Raw genomic sequence first — 18,806 nt, 5'->3', positions numbered from 1 at the left:
TGCGGGGCCGGAGAGCGAGTTGCGGGTAGGCAGGCGGTCCGGTGAGGCTGGGTAAGCCGATTCGATTATAGGAAGCTGCCCATGAATCGAACAAGAGTGCAGCTCATGCGTCTAGCGCGTGCGCTTGTAGGCGCCGGCTTGCTGGCGATTACGATTTCGCCAGCGCGACCAGAGAGGTGGGGGTTCGATTTCGGCGTTTACGTTAGACCGGAGGGGTGGTAAGTGTCGGCGTGGCGCTGGTATGCCAGGCGAGCACGCGACTGACCCGGTTGTCTTCGGTCTCGAGGATTTCCAGGCGATAGCGCCCGATCTTCAGGCAGACCGCGCTTTCCGGAATGGTTTCCAGGGCTTCGGTCACCAGGCCGTTGAGGGTCTTGGGGCCGTCGCAGGGCAGGTGCCAGCCGAGACTCTTGTTCAATTCGCGAATCGATGCGGCGCCTTCGATCACCAGGCGGCCATCGGCCTGGGGGTGAATATGCGGATTGTCGAGGCTGTGCTCGCTTTCGAACTCACCGACGATTTCTTCGAGGATATCTTCCAGGGTAACGATACCCAGCACTTCGCCATATTCGTCGACGACCATGCCCAGGCGCCGCTGTTGCTTGTGGAAATTCAGCAACTGCAATTGCAGCGGGGTGCTTTCAGGAACGAAATAGGGCTCGTGGCAAGCACTCAGCAGGGTGGTCAGGGTCAGGCTGGCATCGGGCAGCAGATGGCGGATCTGACGGGTGTTGAGAACTGCTTCGACCTGGTTGATATCGCTGTGGAATACCGGCAGGCGCGTGCGCTTGTTATTGCGCAGTTGGGTGATGATGTCTTCGATCGGGTCGTCCAGGTTGATCCCGTCGACCTCGCTGCGCGGTACCAGGATGTCGTTGACCGTGATGTTGTCCAGCGCATGAATCCCGGACAGCAGTGGCCGGCGACTCGAATGCTCCTTGCCGAGCTCTTCCAGGTCGATCGGCGGCATGTCCTCGTCACTCTGCTTGACCGCGCCGGCCTTGCTGATGAAGGGGTGCAACAGCAGGCGCGCGGCACCGTGCAGCAACCAGGGCGCGGGGTAGATGATTTTCAGCGGGATGGCCAGCAGGGTGTTGCCGACCACGAGCATCGCTTCGGGATAGCGGGCGGCGAGCAGACGTGGCAGATAGTCGGCCAGTACCAGCAGGGCGACCGCGCTGCCCAGGCAGGCCAGCCAGGGGCCGTGGTTGCCCCAGAGCAGCAGTGAGAGCAGGGTGGCGATGATCACCACGACGATGCGGCACAGGGTGTTGCAGAAAATCAGACTTTCGCGCGGAAAGCTCAGACGGGCTGCCGGTTTGTCGCCCGAGCGCGATGTCGGGCGTTGGGCCGTGAGCAGTTGCTGGGCGACCTCGATGGCCGTGAACAGCGCCGACCAGAGGATCAGCAGGGCCAATACGGCGAGCATCGGCCCGGCGGGCAAGTTGTCCATGTTCTCGGCCCGTCAGATGTGCAGGATGTATTCGCGGACCAGCTTGCTGCCGAAATAGGCCAGCATCAGCAGGCAGAAACCGGCCAGGGTCCAGCGGATCGCCTTGTGCCCGCGCCAGCCGAGACGATTGCGTCCCCAGAGCAGCACGCTGAACACCACCCAGGCCAGGCAGGCCAGCAGGGTCTTGTGCACCAGGTGCTGGGCGAACAGGTTCTCGACGAACAGCCAGCCGGAGATCAGCGACAGCGACAACAGCGTCCAGCCGGCCCAGAGAAAACCGAACAGCAGGCTTTCCATGGTCTGCAGCGGTGGGAAGTTGCGGATCAGGCCGGAAGGGTGCTTGTTCTTGAGCTGGTGATCCTGCAGCAACAGCAGCAGGGACTGGAAGACGGCGATGGTGAACATGCCGTAGGCAAGGATCGACAGCAGGATGTGCGCGAGGATGCCCGGCTCCTCGTCGATGATCTGTACCGTGCCCGATGGGGCGAACTGCGCCAGCAAGGCTGTCAGCAGACCCAGCGGAAAGAGCAGCAGCAGCAGGTTTTCCACGGGAATCCGCAAGCAGGCGACCAGGGTCAGTGCTATCACCGCGACAGCGATCAGGCTGGCGGCGTTGAAAAAGTCCAGGCTCAGGCCGACCGGTGCCGCCAGGTGCGTGCACAAGGCAATCGCATGGGCCAGTACGGCGACGGTGCCGAGCCCGACGAGCAGGCGTTTGTCGGCCTTGGCGCGCTGGCGCAGGCGAGCGCCTTGATAGAGGGTCGCGGCGGCGTACAGGCAGGCAGCGGCGATACTGGTCAGAAAACTGGGTGACAAAGAGAACATAAATCCTGGGAAGAAAGCCTGGAAGACGCTGAGTTTGGCATATATCCGCCAGTCCACGAAAGACCGTGGCGCTAGTGCCGCGCACGCAGTCTCGCTATAATTCGTGATCTGCCCACGCTGCAGGCTCGTCAGACGCGTTTTTCGGATCGTCGGCGGCCCATTTCCTCAGTGGCTTCAAAGGATCGCGCATGTTTGAAAACCTGACCGACCGTCTCTCGCAGACGCTGCGCCATGTCACCGGCAAGGCCAAGCTGACCGAGGACAACATCAAAGACACCCTGCGTGAAGTGCGCATGGCGTTGCTCGAAGCCGACGTCGCCCTGCCGGTGGTGAAGGACTTCGTCAATTCGGTCAAGGAGCGCGCGGTCGGTACCGAAGTCTCGCGCAGCCTGACGCCGGGCCAGGCGTTCGTGAAGATCGTCCAGGCCGAACTCGAAAGCCTGATGGGGGCGGCCAACGAGGATTTGAACCTCAATGCCGTACCACCTGCTGTCATTCTGATGGCGGGTTTGCAGGGTGCAGGTAAGACCACCACGGCTGGCAAGCTCGCGCGCTTCCTCAAGGAACGCAAGAAGAAGAGCGTGATGGTGGTGTCGGCGGACGTCTATCGTCCGGCCGCGATCAAGCAGTTGGAAACCCTGGCCAACGATATCGACGTGACCTTCTTCCCGTCCGATATCAGCCAGAAGCCGGTGGCGATCGCCGAAGCGGCTATTAAGGAAGCACGGCTGAAGTTCATCGACGTGGTGATCGTCGATACCGCCGGGCGTCTGCACATCGACGCCGAGATGATGGGCGAGATCCAGCAGTTGCATGCGGCGATCAAGCCGGTGGAAACGCTGTTCGTGGTCGACGCCATGACTGGCCAGGATGCGGCCAATACCGCCAAGGCGTTCGGCGATGCACTGCCGCTGACCGGCGTAATCCTGACCAAGGTCGACGGTGATGCTCGTGGCGGTGCCGCGCTGTCGGTCCGTGCCATTACCGGGAAGCCGATCAAGTTCATCGGTATGGGTGAAAAGAGCGAAGCGCTCGACCCCTTCCATCCGGACCGGATCGCTTCGCGGATCCTCGGCATGGGCGACGTGCTCAGCCTGATCGAGCAGGCCGAACAGACCCTCGACAAGGAAAAGGCCGACAAACTGGCCAAGAAACTGAAAAAGGGCAAGGGCTTCGACCTCGAAGACTTCCGCGATCAGTTGCAACAGATGAAGAACATGGGCGGCCTTGGCGGCCTGATGGACAAACTGCCGAGCATCGGTGGCGTGAATCTGTCGCAGATGGGCAATGCCCAGAATGCGGCGGAGAAACAGTTCAAGCAGATGGAAGCCATCATCAACTCCATGACCCCGGCCGAACGCCGTGACCCCGAACTGATCAGCGGCTCGCGCAAGCGCCGGATCGCTCTGGGTTCCGGTACCCAGGTGCAGGACATCGGTCGCTTGATCAAGCAGCACAAGCAGATGCAGAAGATGATGAAGAAATTCACCGCCAAGGGCGGCATGGCCAAGATGATGCGTGGTCTTGGCGGCATGATGCCCGGTGGCGGCATGCCGAAAATGTAAGGAATCTGCGCCGGCCGTCGTGTCGGCGTTGCCCTGCCAGGAGGCGGGGAAATCCAGCAAACCCGCGTTATGCGGGAGCTGACCTGCCGTTAATCATGACGGCTCCATGGCACATCTCTATTGCACGGCGCTGGACGCCGGAAAAAGTCATTGGCAAAAGTCCGGATATTCCTTAGAATATGCGGCCTTTCGGGCACCCATGCCCGCTGTGCATTTAGATTTGCAGCACCGACTACAGGAACGATGTTCACATGCTAACAATCCGTCTTGCCCTTGGCGGCTCCAAAAAGCGCCCGTTTTACCACCTGACCGTAACCGACAGCCGCAACGCTCGTGACGGCTCGCACAAAGAACAAGTGGGTTTCTTCAACCCGGTTGCTCGTGGTCAGGAAATTCGTCTGTCCGTGAACCAAGAACGCGTCAACTACTGGTTGAGCGTTGGTGCACAACCTTCTGAGCGCGTTGCTCAGTTGCTGAAGGAAAACGCTAAGGCTGCGGCCTGAGCAATATGAACGCGACGCCTGCTTCTACCGATGATCTGATCGTTATCGGCAAGATCTATTCTGTTCATGGCGTTCGCGGCGAAGTGAAGGTTTATTCCTTTACGGATCCGATCAAGAACCTGTTGGAGTACAAGACCTGGACGCTGCGGCGCGAAGGGAATGTGAAACAGGTGGAACTGGTCAGTGGACGCGGGAACGACAAGTTCCTGGTCGCGAAGCTCAAGGATCTTGAAGATCGTGAAGAAGCCCGTCTTCTTGCCGGTTATGAGATCTGCGTGCCAAGCAACCTGTTCCCTGAGCTGACTGACGGCGAGTACTACTGGTACCAGCTGGAAGGTCTCAAGGTTATCGACACGCTTGGACAACTGTTCGGGAAGATCGATCACCTGCTCGAAACCGGTTCGAATGATGTCATGGTGGTCAAGCCTTGTCCGGGCAGCCTGGATGATCGCGAACGCCTGTTGCCGTATACCGAGCAATGTGTGTTGGCTGTCGACCTTGCCGCTGGCGAGATGAAGGTGGATTGGGATGCGGACTTCTAAGCAATGGCTAGCCTGCGCGTAGAAGTGATCAGTCTGTTTCCCGAAATGTTTTCCGCCATCAGCGACTACGGCATCACCAGTCGTGCGGTGAAACAGGGGTTGTTGCAACTGACCTGTTGGAACCCGCGGGACTATACGACGGATCGACATCACACTGTGGATGATCGCCCATTTGGCGGTGGTCCGGGCATGGTGATGAAGATCAAGCCCCTCGAGGACGCCCTGGTTCAGGCCAAGGCAGCAGCGGGGGAGGCGGCGAAGGTGATCTACCTGTCGCCCCAGGGTCGGCAACTGAATCAGTTGGCGGTTCGCGACCTGGCGAAAGAGGATGCCTTGATCCTCATTGCTGGTCGTTATGAAGGCATTGACGAGCGCTTTATAGACGCTCATGTCGATGAAGAGTGGTCGATTGGGGACTATGTCCTGTCCGGTGGCGAGCTGCCGGCGATGGTCCTGATAGATGCGGTTACACGGCTGCTGCCCGGAGCTTTAGGGCATGCGGACTCCGCGGAGGAAGATTCCTTCACGGATGGTTTGCTGGATTGCCCGCACTACACCCGTCCGGAGGTGTATGCGGATCAGCGTGTTCCCGACGTGTTGCTCAGTGGCAACCACGCACATATCCGGCGTTGGCGTCTGAAGCAGTCCCTTGGCAGGACCTCGGAACGACGCGCCGATCTTCTGGAAAGACGCTCGCTTTCTGGAGAAGAGAAGAAGCTGCTCGAGGAATACATCCGCGAGCGGGACGATAGTTAACAACGTATCGATGGTAGATCAGACGATTTACCTTAGGAGCACAGCATGACCAACAAAATCATTCTGCAACTCGAAGCCGAGCAGATGAGCAAAGAGATCCCTACCTTTGCCCCGGGCGACACCATTGTCGTTCAGGTGAAAGTGAAGGAAGGCGACCGTTCGCGTCTGCAGGCATTCGAAGGCGTGGTAATTGCCAAGCGTAACCGCGGTGTGAACAGCGCGTTCACCGTACGTAAAATCTCCAACGGTGTTGGCGTAGAGCGTACCTTCCAGACCTACAGCCCGCAAATCGACAGCATGGCTGTCAAGCGTCGCGGTGACGTACGTAAAGCCAAGCTGTACTACCTGCGTGACCTGTCGGGTAAAGCAGCTCGCATCAAGGAAAAACTGGCTTAAGTCCAGCTTCCGATGCAGAAAAAAGCAGCCTACGGGCTGCTTTTTTGTTGCCTGCGTTTTGATCCTTGGGCACTCTGACTGCGTTTGAAATATTGTGTTTCTCGAGCCCTTATGCCTGCCATCGATCACCCTCTCATCGACCAGTTCCTCGACGCCCTGTGGTTGGAGAAAGGTCTCTCGGACAATACCCGCGAGGCTTACCGAAGCGACTTGACGCTGTTCAATGGCTGGTTGCAGGAAAAAGGTGTGGAACTGTCCAGCGCCGGCCGTGAGCTTATCCTCGACCACCTGTCCTGGCGGGTGGAGCAAGCTTACAAACCGCGCTCCACGGCGCGCTTTCTCTCTGGTGCACGGGGCTTCTATCGCTACCTGTTGCGCGAAAAGCTGATCAGTGTTGACCCGACCCTGCAGGTCGAAATGCCGCAATTGGGCAGGCCACTGCCCAAATCCCTGTCGGAAGCCGATGTCGAAGCATTGCTCAAGGCTCCGGACCTGAGCGAGGCCATCGGCCAGCGTGATCGGGCCATGCTCGAAGTGCTGTATGCCTGCGGGTTGCGGGTGACCGAACTGGTCAGCCTGACCCTCGAACAGGTCAATCTGCGCCAGGGTGTGCTGCGGGTCATGGGCAAGGGCAGCAAGGAACGGCTGGTGCCGATGGGCGAGGAGGCGATCGTCTGGGTCGAGCGTTACTTGCGCGATGCCCGCAGCGAGTTGCTCGGTGGTCGCCCCAGCGACGTACTGTTTCCCAGTCTGCGTGGCGAACAGATGACCCGTCAGACCTTCTGGCACCGGATCAAGCACCAGGCCAAGGTTGCCGGGATCGCCAAGTCACTGTCGCCTCACACGCTGCGACATGCCTTTGCTACTCACCTGCTGAACCACGGTGCCGACCTGCGGGTGGTGCAAATGCTGCTGGGGCACAGTGACCTGTCGACCACCCAGATCTACACCCATGTCGCCCGCGCTCGCCTGCAGGATATGCACGCCAAGCATCACCCGCGTGGCTGAACTACGCTGAAGTCGATGGCCGTAGTCGCGTAATCCTGTAACCGCGTAGCCGTTTATCCGGACAGCAATCCCCTGGCAAGTCGAGGATGGCTGTTCAAACGACCGACGCCACCTCCCTCCGTTTTTGTGGCCGACTTTTTCCAAGGTATATGGAGAAAAGTATGTCTATTAAAAAAGGAAATAAAAGAACCAAAGAACTGCTCAGGAAAGTAAGCGTCAATACCATCAACGGGTCTGGTGTGAGCCGTCGGCGCTTTATGAAAACTGGCTTGACCGTCGCGGCCGCCTTGTCGCTCAGTGGTATTGCTTATAGAGCAAACGCACTCACGGGAAATACCGTGGCCATTCTGGGTGGTGGCGTGGCAGGGCTGACAGCGGCACATGAGCTGATCGAGCGGGGTTATACGGTTACTGTTTATGAGCGCCGCGCATTGGGCGGAAAAGCACGCAGTATCCCGGTTCCCCATACAGGAACCAGCGGCCGCCTGGATTTACCCGGTGAGCATGGCTTTCGCTTTTATCCCAATTTTTACCACAACCTTCCCGATACACTAAGGCGAATTCCCTATAGTGGTAATCCCCATGGCGCCTGGAGCAATCTCGCAGCGTTGCAGAACTTCCTGATTGCGTTGACGGGGCGCCCTGATTTCTATGTGGATACCACCACGATTCTGGTGTTTCCGGGAACGCCCGCCGGTATTCCCCAGGCCCTGACCTCACTGGTCAATCTGCTCTCGGCGGGTCTGCAGATCCCGCCTCACGAATTGGCGTTTTTTGTCCAGAAACTGCATGTGTTCTTCACCAGCGGCGATTTGCGGCGCCTGGGGCAGTGGGAGAAGATGAGCTGGTGGGACTATACCCAGGCAGCCAATATGTCTGCTGCCTATCAACAGTTGTTGGGCAGGATCATTATCGGCTTTGTGGCGGCGCGGCCCGAAATTGCCAGTGCCCGCACCATAGGGCAGGCGGTGGAAGGCTTTTTCTACAGTTATGCCAAGCGCGATGTCGATAACCCCTTTGCGGGTATCCTGCGCTTGATGAATCATCCCACCAACGAAGCCTGGATCGACCCCTGGGTGCACTACCTGAGCCAATCGGGTGTGACCTTCAGCGTGGGAACGCAAGTGACCGGGTTTACCTTCAGCAACGGCCATATCAGCAGCGCGCAAGCCACTGATGTCAATCACGCCGGCATCAATATCAGTGCAGACTATTTTGTGCTCGCGGTACCTGCCGAGCAGGTTGTGCCCTTGATGAGTCCGGCGATGGTTGCCGCTGATGCCCAGCTTGGTCGTATTGCCAATCTGCAAATACGCTGGATGAATGGCATACAGTTTTTCCTCACTGCGGCCACCGCTGTTCCGCTAATGGAATGTATCGACTCGCCCTGGGCTATCGGAGGTGGAACACAGGCACAGTTTTGGCCCGTTGGTTTCTCTACAACCTATGGTGATGGCAGCGTAAAGGATGTGCTATCGATAATTATTGCCGAGTGGACGCAGCCCGGTATTGTTTATAAAAAACCGGCCAATCAGTGTACGCCACAGGAAATTGCCAATGAGGTGTTGGCGCAAATAAGGGCCGGCTTGGATAATGGCGCAAGTGTGCTCCCGGACAGTCTGATTCATTCGTGGTTTCTCGACCCAGGCCTGTCCAATGTGGGAACGAGCACTATTCGCAACGATGATCCGTTATTGGTCAATACACCCAACTCATGGATCAATCGGCCGGATACCAGTAGCCAGATCGACAACCTGTTTTTAGCTGGCGATTACGTACGGGCCAAAGGCTTCGATCTGGCGTGCATGGAAACCGCCAATGAAAGTGGGCGGCGGGCCGCCAATGCGATTCTTGTCGCCAGTAACAGTACGGCCTCGCCCGCTCCGATCGTCTCACGTTACAAGGAGCCTTTGCTGGCATTGGATCAGACCCTGGACGACACGCTGTATCGCTTGGGGTTACCCAATCAATATGATTTGATTTCACCTTACCGACCGTCTTGATCACAGGTTCGGCGAGCAGGATGATTATCCGGTGCCCTGGTGCATCGTATTGCCGGGAGTCGGTCATGCCGGCCTTATGTGGTAGGCTTGACCCGTTTACACGGTGGGCGCTCGTAACCCGGATCCGCTGATCGGTGTTTCCCGTCCCATTGGTTGTCCGCCTTCAGGAGTTCCCATGCGTTTGACCCAGATTTTCGCTGCTGCTGCCCTCGCCCTGGTCAGTTCCCTGGCCCTGGCCGACGACACCGCCGAACAGGCAATCCGCAAGAGCCTCGACAGCCTCCAGCTGGAAACCCCGGTGGAGAGCATTACTGCCAGCCCGCTGAGCGGTCTGTATGAAGTCAAGCTCAAGGGCAGTCGCGTGCTGTATGCCAGCGCCGATGGCCAGTTCGTCATGCAGGGCTACCTGTTCCAGCTCAAGGACGGCAAGCCGGTCAACCTGACCGAGAAGACCGAACGCCTGGGTATCTCGAAGCTGATCAACGGCATTCCAGTGGCCGAAACCGTGGTCTACCCGGCTATCGGTGAAACCAAGTCGCATATCACGGTGTTCACCGATACCACCTGCCCGTATTGCCACAAGCTGCACGCCGAAGTGCCTGCATTGAACAAAATGGGCATCGAGGTCCGCTACGTGGCGTTCCCGCGCCAGGGGTTGGGCTCGCCGGGCGACCAGCAGTTGCAGGCGGTCTGGTGCTCGACCGACAAGCGCGCGGCCATGGACAAGATGGTCGAGGGTGAGGATATCAAGGCTGCCAAGTGCACCAATCCGGTTTCCCGGCAGTTCGCTCTCGGTCAGTCGATCGGCGTCAATGGGACACCGGCCATCGTTTTGGCCGACGGTCAGGTAATTCCAGGCTACCAGCCGGCCGCACAAGTCGCCAAACTCGCGCTGGCAGCCAAGTAATTCAGTCTCGTCGCAGTCAGTCTTCAGACGAGCATGGCCGCGGGCATCTGGCCCGTTGGTCCTAAACAGCCAGCCGCTGGCGGATCAGCGGCTGTTTTTCACGGCCGACCTTGTGTCGGCCGTTTCATGGGGAGTCAAGAGTGAAACCGGTCAAAGTAGGCATCTGTGGGTTAGGTACCGTCGGTGGCGGCACCTTCAACGTACTTCAGCGTAACGCCGAGGAAATTGCTCGTCGTGCCGGGCGTGGAATCGAAGTGGCGCAAATTGCCATTCGCACGCCAAAGCCTCAGTTCCAAACGACCGGTATTGCGATTACCAACGATGTCTTCGAAGTGGCCACGAACCCTGAGATTGACGTCGTCGTAGAGTTGATGGGCGGCTATACCGTTGCCCGTGAGCTGGTACTCAAAGCGATCGAGAACGGCAAGCACGTGGTTACCGCGAACAAGGCGCTGATCGCCGTGCACGGTAACGAAATTTTCGCCAAGGCCCGTGAAAAGGGCGTCATCGTGGCTTTCGAGGCCGCAGTGGCTGGCGGTATTCCGGTGATCAAGGCGATCCGCGAAGGTCTCTCGGCCAATCGCATCAACTGGGTTGCCGGCATCATCAACGGCACGGGCAACTTCATCCTCACCGAAATGCGCGAGAAGGGTCGTACCTTCGAGGACGTACTGGCCGAGGCCCAGGCCCTGGGTTACGCCGAGGCCGATCCGACCTTCGACGTCGAAGGTATCGATGCCGCGCACAAGCTGACCATCCTGGCGTCCATCGCCTTTGGTATTCCGTTGCAGTTCGACAAGGCCTACACCGAAGGCATCACCAAGCTGACCACCGCTGATGTGAACTACGCCGAAGCCCTGGGCTATCGCATCAAGCACCTGGGTGTGGCGCGCAGCACCGCTGCCGGTATCGAGTTGCGGGTTCACCCGACGCTGATCCCGGCCGATCGGCTGATCGCCAACGTCAACGGGGTGATGAACGCCGTGATGGTCAATGGCGATGCCGCCGGTTCGACCCTGTTCTACGGTGCGGGTGCCGGCATGGAGCCTACGGCCTCTTCGGTCATCGCCGACCTGGTCGACGTGGTGCGCGCCATGACCTCCGATCCGGAGAACCGTGTACCGCACCTGGCCTTCCAGCCGGACTCGCTGTCGGCTCACCCGATCCTGCCCATCGATGCTTGTGAAAGTGCCTACTACCTGCGTATCCAGGCCAAGGACCATCCAGGCGTGCTGGCCCAGGTGGCGAGCATCCTGTCCGAGCGCGGGATCAACATCGAGTCGATCATGCAGAAGGAAGTCGAGGAACAGGACGGCCTGGTGCCGATGATCCTGTTGACCCATCGCGTGGTCGAACACCGCATCAACGATGCCATCGAAGCGCTGGAGGCCCTGCAGGGTGTGGTCGGTCCTGTCGTGCGGATCCGCGTCGAGCACTTGAACTGAGTCGGCATTGTCGACTGGAGAGGAATTTTTCATGCGTTACATCAGTACCCGCGGCCAGGCGCCCGCGCTGAATTTCGAAGACGTGCTGTTGGCCGGTCTGGCCAGCGATGGCGGCCTGTACGTGCCGGAAAACCTGCCACGTTTCACCCAGGAAGAAATCGCTTCCTGGGCTGGCCTGCCTTACCACGAGCTGGCGTTCCGGATCATGCGCCCGTTCGTCACCGGCAGCATTCCGGATGCGGATTTCAAGAAGATCCTCGAGGAAACCTACGGTGCCTTCGCCCATAACGCCGTGGCGCCGCTGCGTCAGTTGAACGGCAACGAATGGGTGCTCGAGCTGTTCCACGGCCCGACCCTGGCCTTCAAGGACTTCGCCCTGCAACTGCTGGGACGCCTGCTCGACTACGTGCTGGAAAAGCGTGGCGAGCGTGTGGTGATCATTGGCGCGACCTCCGGTGATACCGGTTCGGCGGCGATCGAAGGCTGCAAACACTGTGAAAACGTCGACATCTTCATCCTGCACCCGCACAACCGGGTTTCGGAAGTTCAGCGTCGGCAGATGACCACCCTGTTCGGTGAGAACATCCACAACATCGCCATCGAAGGCAACTTCGACGATTGCCAGGAGATGGTCAAGAACAGCTTCGCCGACCAGAGCTTCCTCAAGGGCACGCGCCTGGTGGCGGTGAACTCGATCAACTGGGCGCGGATCATGGCCCAGATCGTCTACTACTTCCACGCGGCGCTGCAGTTGGGTGGCCCGGCGCGTTCGGTCTCGTTCTCGGTGCCGACCGGCAACTTCGGCGATATCTTCGCCGGCTACCTGGCGCGCAACATGGGCCTGCCGATCAATCAACTGATCGTCGCGACCAACCGCAACGACATCCTGCACCGCTTCATGAGCGGCAACCAGTACGTCAAGGAAACTCTCCACGCCACGCTTTCGCCGTCCATGGACATCATGGTGTCGTCGAACTTCGAGCGGCTGCTGTTCGACCTGCACGGTCGCAATGGCGCGGCCATCGCCGGCTTGATGGATACCTTCAAGCAGGGTGGTGGTTTCAGCGTCGATCAGGACCGCTGGACCGAGGCGCGCAAGCTGTTCGATTCGCTGGCGGTGGATGATGCGCAAACCTGCGAGACCATCGCCGAAGTCTTTGCCCAGACCGGTGAGGTGCTTGACCCGCATACCGCCATTGGCGTGAAGGCTGCCCGCGAGTGCCGCCGTAGTCTGGACACGCCGATGGTGATCCTCGGTACGGCGCACCCGGTCAAATTCCCTGAGGCAGTTGAGAAAGCTGGCGTAGGAAAAGCACTTGAACTACCTGCACACCTTTCAGATTTGTTTGAAAGAGATGAGCGCTGCACGGTTCTGGCCAACGACCTGAAAGTCATGCAGGCCTTTGTCAGCCAGCATGGCAACCGCGGCAAGCCGCTCTGACCGACTAGAACGGTCACACTTTAGAGCCCGCCCCTTGGCGGGCTTTATCGTTTTTGCATGCCAAACTTTCCCCCTGTTTTTCATTTCCATTGAATCGAAGGGGGGCGGGTATTCCGTCATGGCGTGTTTGCGAAGAGCGATATATTCCATTCTGGCGTTACTGCCATGGGTACTGCTTGCGGGTCTACCGGGTCACCTGATGGCCGCCCAGGGGCTGCCATTCAGTTTGCCTGCGTCGTTCGTCGAGCTTGCCCGCCTGCCTCTCAGCACAGATGAACAGCGTTGGCTGGGACCCGAGCGCAGGCTGCGGGTGGGTATCTCGGTGGCCGACTATGAGCCTGTCGATATCACCAGCGACCGTAATCGCTACCAGGGCATCAGTGCCGACTACGTGGGCCTGATCCGTGATCGGCTCGGTGTGACGGTGGAGGTCCTGGGGTTCGCCGAGCGTGACCAGGCCGTGGAAGCGTTGCGTCACGGGCAGATCGATCTGCTCACCAGTGCCAACGGTTTCGAGCGGGGTTTTCCCGACCTGGTGTTCTCCAGTGACTACATGCCGGACCGCTCGGTGATTGTCAGTCGCAGCGACACCGCCGACCTGAACAACCTCAGGGGACAAAAGGTGGTGCTGCTGGAAGGTTATGCCGATGCGCAAGTCGTGCATGCCACGTATCCCCAGAGCCGGATCATTCTCGCTCCGACCCTCTATAGCGCACTCGAGGCTCTGGCCCAGGGCGAGGTCGATGCCTTCATCGGCAACGAGGTCATTGTCCGGGCCTACAAGACCATGCGGCCGCACATGGGCCTGCACATCCGGGGGCAAAGCGCCTTGCCTCCGATCGGCTTCGCGTTCGCCACGCGTCGTTCGGAGCCACAGCTCAGTGGCCTGGTCCAGCGCGTGCTGGACAGCATCGACGAAGCGGTACGGCGGGAGATCCTGGCACGCTGGACCACCGGCTTCGGTTCGGATATCGCCCAGCCCAGGCTTGAGCTGACGCTGACGGAGCAGGCCTGGATCGACCAGCACCCGCAGGTTGTCGTTGCTTCCCAGCAGTATCAGCCGTACATCTACAAGGATGTCCACAATCGTTGGGTCGGCCTCAATGCGGACCTGCTGGCGCGCATTTCCCGCATGACCGGTCTGCAATTCGTCTTCGAGGAAAGCTTCTCCACGGTCCAGACCCTCGAAATGCTCAAGGACGGTCGGGCGCTGATGAACGGTTCGCTGGCCGAAAGCCCCGAGCGCAAGGCCTTTCTGAATTTCACCTACGCCTTTGGCGGCAGTTCCTGGGTCTTTGTCGTACCGGCCCATGACGCTCAACTGGGGTCGCTCAAGCAACTGGCCGGTCGGGTGCTGGCGTTGCCCCAGGAGCATGCGCTGCAAGGCATGATCCGTCGGGAGTATCCGGATATCGTTCTGCGCAGTGTCAGAACACAGGAGGAGGCCAGGTCGCTGGTCGAAAGCGGCGAAGCGGCGGCCACCATCCAGAGTGATGCCCGAGCCTATCTCTACCCCATGAGCAGCCTGAAGGTCGGGCGCAGCGTGGACGGTCTCTGGTCGGCCGATAATTTTTCGGTGGTCAAGGCCGCCCCCGAACTGCTCAGTATTCTCAACAAGTCCCTGGAGGCCTTTCCCGTCGCAGAGCTGCGGGCGCTGCGGATCAAGTGGCTGGGGGCTGTCCCGGTTGCGCCGCCGCCCTCGGTCTGGAAACGGGTGCCGTTATGGGGCTACGCACTGTCCGCTGCCATGTTGCTGCTGGGGGGCGTCTCGCTCGCCTGGAACCGGCGCCTGAACATCCAGATTCGCCAGCGCCGCCTGGCGGAGCAGGAGCTCAATGATCGCCTGGCATTCCAACGCGCGTTGCTTGATGGTATTCCCGATCCGATCTTCGTTCGCGACCTGCAGGGCCGGTTGATCACCTGTAATCGCAGCTACGAGCAACGGCTGTCGACGACCCTGGAACAGGTTCAGGGGTGTCGTATCACCGAGGAGTGCCTGCTGCTGCCTCGGGCCGCACAAGAACTGCACGACGAGTTCCTGCGGCTGCTGGAGAACCAGCAGCCGGTCTTTCGGGACCTGCAACTCGAACTTCCCAACGGCAGCATCGATATCTACCTGTGGATGGTGCCATTCCACTCGGCAGGCGCGCAGTTGCAGGGGTTGCTGGGTGGCTGGATCGATATCACCGAAAGAAAGCAGCTTGAGGGGCAACTGACCGAGGCCCGTCGCCAGGCAGAGCGGGCCAGTCATGCCAAGAGTGCATTCCTGGCCACCATGAGCCATGAAATACGCACCCCCATGGGCGCGATCATCGGTTTGCTCGAGGTCGAGCGCGAGCAGGCGCTGGCCAGTGGACAAGTGTTCTCGCACGGTTTGCAGGTGGCCTATCAGTCGGCCCGTGAACTGACCGCCCTGATCGGCGACAGCCTTGACCTGGCCAAGATCGAGGCCGGCGGTATGCGCCTGGTGCTGCAGCCGACTGACCTGAGACCTCTGCTCGAGGGCGTAGTGCAACTGTTCGAGGCGTTGGCGCGAGAAAAGGGCATTGTTCTTAGCCTCGGCATCGATCCTTCGCTGGCGGGCCTCTACCGCCTTGATCCACTGCGTTTGCGCCAGGTTCTGCACAACCTGATCGGCAATGCGTTGAAGTTCACCAGCAAGGGGTTTGTCCGCGTACGGGTCCGGCGCCTCTCGCAAGGGGCGGATACCGATCGCTTGTCCATTGATATCGAAGATTCCGGTAAGGGTATCGGTCCGCAACAACAGGCGACCTTGTTCGCCCCCTTCATGCAGGCGCGTGGGGAAACTGATGAGGAGCATGAGGGGACCGGTCTGGGTTTGAGCATCTGCAAACAGTTGGTGGAGCTGATGGACGGCGTTATCGAACTTGAAAGCCAGCTGGGACGAGGTACTCGGGTATATATCGAACTGCCACTCAAGCGTGAAACACAGCCTTCTGCCCCGGTGTCGCTGGACAGCGCACGATTGCGACTGCCTTGCCTGAATGTGCTGATTGTCGATGACTTGTCCGCCAACCGCCTGGTCCTGCAACAGCAGCTCAGCTTCCTCGGACAGCGCGTCGATACGTGCCAGACGGCACAGGCCGCGTTGCAGGCCTGGAGAGACAGGCACTTCGATCTGGTCATCAGCGATTGCAACATGCCCGGAATGAGCGGCTATGAGCTGGCCCGGGCCATACGGCGCATAGAGGAGCAGGAGCAGCGGGCCGCGTGTGTGATCATCGGCTGCACGGCCAACGCCATCAGTGATGAACGTCAACGCTGTCAGCAGGCCGGCATGAACGACCTGTTGGTCAAGCCGGTGCTGCTTGACGATCTGACCCGCCTGCTGGCGCAGATCGACCCTCGGGAAAAGTCCTTCGATCTCCAGACCCTCCGGAGCATGACCCAGGCCGATGCAGCGGTGCTTCAACACATGCTGCTGGAACTCTGGAAGAACCTGCGCGATGAGCGACGAGAGCTGCAAACCCTGGTCGACCGGGATGACTGGGACGGGGTGGCGGCCGGTGTGCATCGTCTCAAGGGCATTGCCTGCCTCGTCGATGCCATCGCCCTGGCGCAGGCCTGTGTCGACATGGACCGTTGCGTGAAGTTGAGGAGAACCGAGCACTTGCGTGCTCACTGGCCGGTGCTCAAGGCGGTGATCGAGCGGATGATCGCCGACATCGAGCCGAGCCTGCAGGAAAAACCGGCACTTTAGGACTTGTCCTATGGGGAACACCAACCGGGATGGCTAAGGTGGAGGGCCGTTGCGGGTAATGACCGCTTCCACTTGCGGAGATCATCGATGCGTGCGCTCAGGATCCTGATTCTTGAAGACAACCCCTTTCAACTGATGGCGTTGCATCAGATGCTCAATGCCAATGGTGTGTTCGATGTGCTCACCGCAGAAAACGTCGAGAGTGCACGCCAATCCCTGGCCAACCGCGGACCGATTGATGTCGCCATCTGCGATCTGCACCTGGAGGACGGCGATGGCCTGGAATTGATCCGGCACCTGGCCGAAACCCGCGAGGCCCAGGCGCTGATCATTCTCAGCAGTCTGGAAGTGGAGCTACGCGAAGGCGCGGCGCACATGGCCCGGCAGCAGGGGCTGCATGTGTTGGGTTGCCTGCTCAAGCCTGCTTCGGCAGCCATACTCGGTGAATTGCTGACGACCTACCAGCGACGTTTTGGCCGCCAGCGTCCGGGGCTGCCGTTGGCGCAGGTCTGCGAATTGCTCTCGCTTCACGAGCTTCAGGCCGGGGCCGGGCCTGGTGCTATCGGCAGGTACTGCGAGGCTTTTTTCCAGCCCAAGGTGAGCTGTGATGGTCGTGTACAAGGCGTCGAGGCATTGGCCCGCTGGCAGCACCCGGAACGGGGCATGCTGTTGCCCGACACCTTCATTCCTGTGCTGGAATATGCCGGGCTCTCCCAGGCTCTGACGTGGCACATGCTTGAACAGGCCATCGGTCTGTCGGTCGAGGTGCACATGGACACCGACCGGTATCTGCCGGTGACGGTAAATATTGCGGGGCTGATGCTCGAGCAGGCGGACTTCGCTGCAGACCTGGGCGAGCTTCTGCGTCGTTTTCATCTGCCTGCCCAATGGCTGACCCTGGAAGTGGTCGACGGTGCCGATTGCACCAGCGAGGCGGCCCAGGCCGAGGGAATGCTGCGTTTACGGATGCTGGGTTGCCAATTGTCTATCGGTGATTTCGGTGTGGCCAGCGCGGGGCTGCAACGCTTGCTCGAACTGCCGTTCTCGGAACTCAGGATTGCACCGCGTTTCGTCAGCGGGATGGCCGAGGATTCGCGCAAGCGCTCGATCGTCGCTGGCGTGTTGAGCATGGCCCAGGGTATGGGCTTGCGAACGGTCATTACCGGGATCGAAACCGACGAGGAGTACCGGCTGATCCAGGAACTGGGTGACGTGCTGGTCCAGGGGCGTTTCATCGCTGCGCCGATGAGCCGCGTGGAACTGCTGCCCTGGCTGAAAATGGCCGGACTTGCCAGTGCGCCCGAGCATGAGCGCCAGCCGGGCTAGGCCGCACAGGCTATCAGGACAGTCCCTGTTCCTGCAGGTACAGAAACAGGGCGGCATCGTTGGACAGGCCGAGCTTGCGCATTGCGCTGACTTTCTGGGCGCTGACGGTCTGTTTGCTGCGACACAACCGTGTCGCGATTTCACCGACCGTACGGCCTGCCGCCAGCAGGCGGGTGACTTCCAGCTCCCGTGGCGAAAGCATTTCCCGGTCACCCAATCGGTGTGTGCCGACTTCCCCGGCCAATGCCAGGGTCTGGCGTACGGAGTTGGCCACGAATACCTTGCGTTGTCGCACATGCTCGATCGCAACCGGCAACTCATCCGCAAGGCTGGCTTTGCTCAGCAGCCCCATCACGCCCTGATCGAGGAGGTAGCGCAACAGCCCGGCATTGTTGAGCATGGTAACGACCACGATCGGTAGCCCCGGATAGTTGCGCAGCAGCGCCTCGATCATGCGCAGGCCGTCATTCTGCTCTGCCGTGGGCATCATGAAATCGGTGATGAGTGCGTCACAGGGACCACTCTCGAGCCGTTCGAAGAGCTCTCCAGGATTGCTGGCTTCGCCAACCACGCTGACGGCGGGAGCTCGTTCCAGGACAACCCGCAGGCCAATCAGGAAAATCGGGTGATCATCCGCCAGGACGATCCGTAATGGCGCAGGTGAGGGCGAACTCAAGGCAGGTCTCCGATGGGCATGGCGCTGAAGCGGATGAACACATGATCAAAAAAACAGATGCTTTGGCGCATGTCCATCAGTAAAGCCGACGTGTGTCGTAGTAAAAGTCTAAAAACCATCGATCTGATTTTAGTCGCGCTTTTCCCGCTGTTTTTTCCTTGTCATCTTTCTCGTTCATGTTCGATAGACGTCGATCAGTTCGTGAGGCCTGAACGGGCCAGCGAACTTTATTCTCCGGC

Annotated in this window: 15 protein-coding genes; 12 read left to right on the top strand and 3 right to left on the bottom strand. The window is 59.7% G+C overall.

What is annotated here, in order from left to right; translation table 11 throughout:
- Nucleotides 1-202 precede the first annotated feature (202 nt).
- Both BLU37_RS01540 and BLU37_RS01535 read right to left on the bottom strand, forming a co-directional pair.
- On the bottom strand, nt 203-1,453 hold the full coding sequence (locus BLU37_RS01540) for a transporter associated domain-containing protein (RefSeq protein ID WP_090202028.1): 1,251 nt from the start codon (nt 1,451-1,453) through the stop codon (nt 203-205).
- Nucleotides 1,454-1,465: 12 nt separating this feature from the next.
- Nucleotides 1,466-2,278 (bottom strand): cytochrome C assembly family protein, encoded by an 813-nt coding sequence (locus BLU37_RS01535; RefSeq protein WP_010444055.1) that lies wholly within the window; start codon nt 2,276-2,278, stop codon nt 1,466-1,468.
- Between the two features lie 188 nt (nt 2,279-2,466).
- Between BLU37_RS01535 and ffh the strand changes: the two genes are divergently transcribed.
- The 12 genes from ffh to BLU37_RS01475 all read left to right on the top strand — a co-directional run bounded on the left by ffh (nt 2,467) and on the right by BLU37_RS01475 (nt 17,891).
- A complete protein-coding gene (gene ffh / locus BLU37_RS01530) occupies nt 2,467-3,843 on the top strand; it encodes a signal recognition particle protein (protein WP_010444057.1) in 1,377 nt (458 codons plus the stop codon).
- Nucleotides 3,844-4,094: 251 nt separating this feature from the next.
- The gene (gene rpsP / locus BLU37_RS01525) at nt 4,095-4,346 is read left to right on the top strand and encodes a 30S ribosomal protein S16 (protein ID WP_010444059.1); all 252 of its coding nucleotides are present in this window, start codon (nt 4,095-4,097) and stop codon (nt 4,344-4,346) included.
- A gap of 5 nt (nt 4,347-4,351) precedes the next feature.
- A complete protein-coding gene (rimM, locus tag BLU37_RS01520; RefSeq protein ID WP_090202027.1) occupies nt 4,352-4,888 on the top strand; it encodes a ribosome maturation factor RimM in 537 nt (178 codons plus the stop codon).
- Nucleotides 4,889-4,891: 3 nt separating this feature from the next.
- Complete coding sequence (gene trmD / locus BLU37_RS01515; protein WP_010444062.1) at nt 4,892-5,644, top strand: tRNA (guanosine(37)-N1)-methyltransferase TrmD; 753 nt, start codon at nt 4,892-4,894, stop codon at nt 5,642-5,644.
- A gap of 45 nt (nt 5,645-5,689) precedes the next feature.
- Nucleotides 5,690-6,040, top strand: a complete 351-nt coding sequence (gene rplS / locus BLU37_RS01510; protein ID WP_010444064.1) for a 50S ribosomal protein L19 — start codon at nt 5,690-5,692, stop codon at nt 6,038-6,040.
- 111 nt (nt 6,041-6,151) lie between these two features.
- A complete protein-coding gene (gene xerD, locus BLU37_RS01505; protein ID WP_010444066.1) occupies nt 6,152-7,048 on the top strand; it encodes a site-specific tyrosine recombinase XerD in 897 nt (298 codons plus the stop codon).
- A 161-nt stretch (nt 7,049-7,209) separates the two neighbouring features.
- A complete protein-coding gene (locus BLU37_RS01500; RefSeq protein WP_172832987.1) occupies nt 7,210-9,051 on the top strand; it encodes a hydroxysqualene dehydroxylase in 1,842 nt (613 codons plus the stop codon).
- Nucleotides 9,052-9,226: 175 nt separating this feature from the next.
- A complete protein-coding gene (locus BLU37_RS01495; RefSeq protein ID WP_090202025.1) occupies nt 9,227-9,958 on the top strand; it encodes a DsbC family protein in 732 nt (243 codons plus the stop codon).
- Nucleotides 9,959-10,098: 140 nt separating this feature from the next.
- Entirely contained in the window at nt 10,099-11,403 is a 1,305-nt protein-coding gene (locus BLU37_RS01490) for a homoserine dehydrogenase (protein ID WP_010444069.1), read from the top strand.
- A 31-nt stretch (nt 11,404-11,434) separates the two neighbouring features.
- Nucleotides 11,435-12,844: a threonine synthase gene (thrC, locus tag BLU37_RS01485; RefSeq protein WP_010444071.1), complete on the top strand. Its 1,410-nt coding sequence runs from the start codon at nt 11,435-11,437 to the stop codon at nt 12,842-12,844.
- A 199-nt stretch (nt 12,845-13,043) separates the two neighbouring features.
- Nucleotides 13,044-16,565, top strand: coding sequence for an ATP-binding protein (locus BLU37_RS01480; protein ID WP_090202024.1), 3,522 nt, complete (start codon nt 13,044-13,046; stop codon nt 16,563-16,565).
- An 87-nt stretch (nt 16,566-16,652) separates the two neighbouring features.
- Nucleotides 16,653-17,891 (top strand): EAL domain-containing response regulator, encoded by a 1,239-nt coding sequence (locus BLU37_RS01475; RefSeq protein ID WP_090202023.1) that lies wholly within the window; start codon nt 16,653-16,655, stop codon nt 17,889-17,891.
- A 13-nt stretch (nt 17,892-17,904) separates the two neighbouring features.
- On the opposite strand, the gene BLU37_RS01470 is transcribed toward BLU37_RS01475, so the two are convergent.
- Nucleotides 17,905-18,567, bottom strand: a complete 663-nt coding sequence (locus BLU37_RS01470; protein WP_029532215.1) for a response regulator transcription factor — start codon at nt 18,565-18,567, stop codon at nt 17,905-17,907.
- Between the last annotated feature and the right edge of the window lie 239 nt (nt 18,568-18,806).

Source organism: Pseudomonas asplenii (assembly GCF_900105475.1).
GTDB lineage: Bacteria > Pseudomonadota > Gammaproteobacteria > Pseudomonadales > Pseudomonadaceae > Aquipseudomonas > Aquipseudomonas asplenii.
Note: the sequence above shows the minus strand (reverse complement) of the source record. Positions and strands in the feature narration are given on the sequence as shown.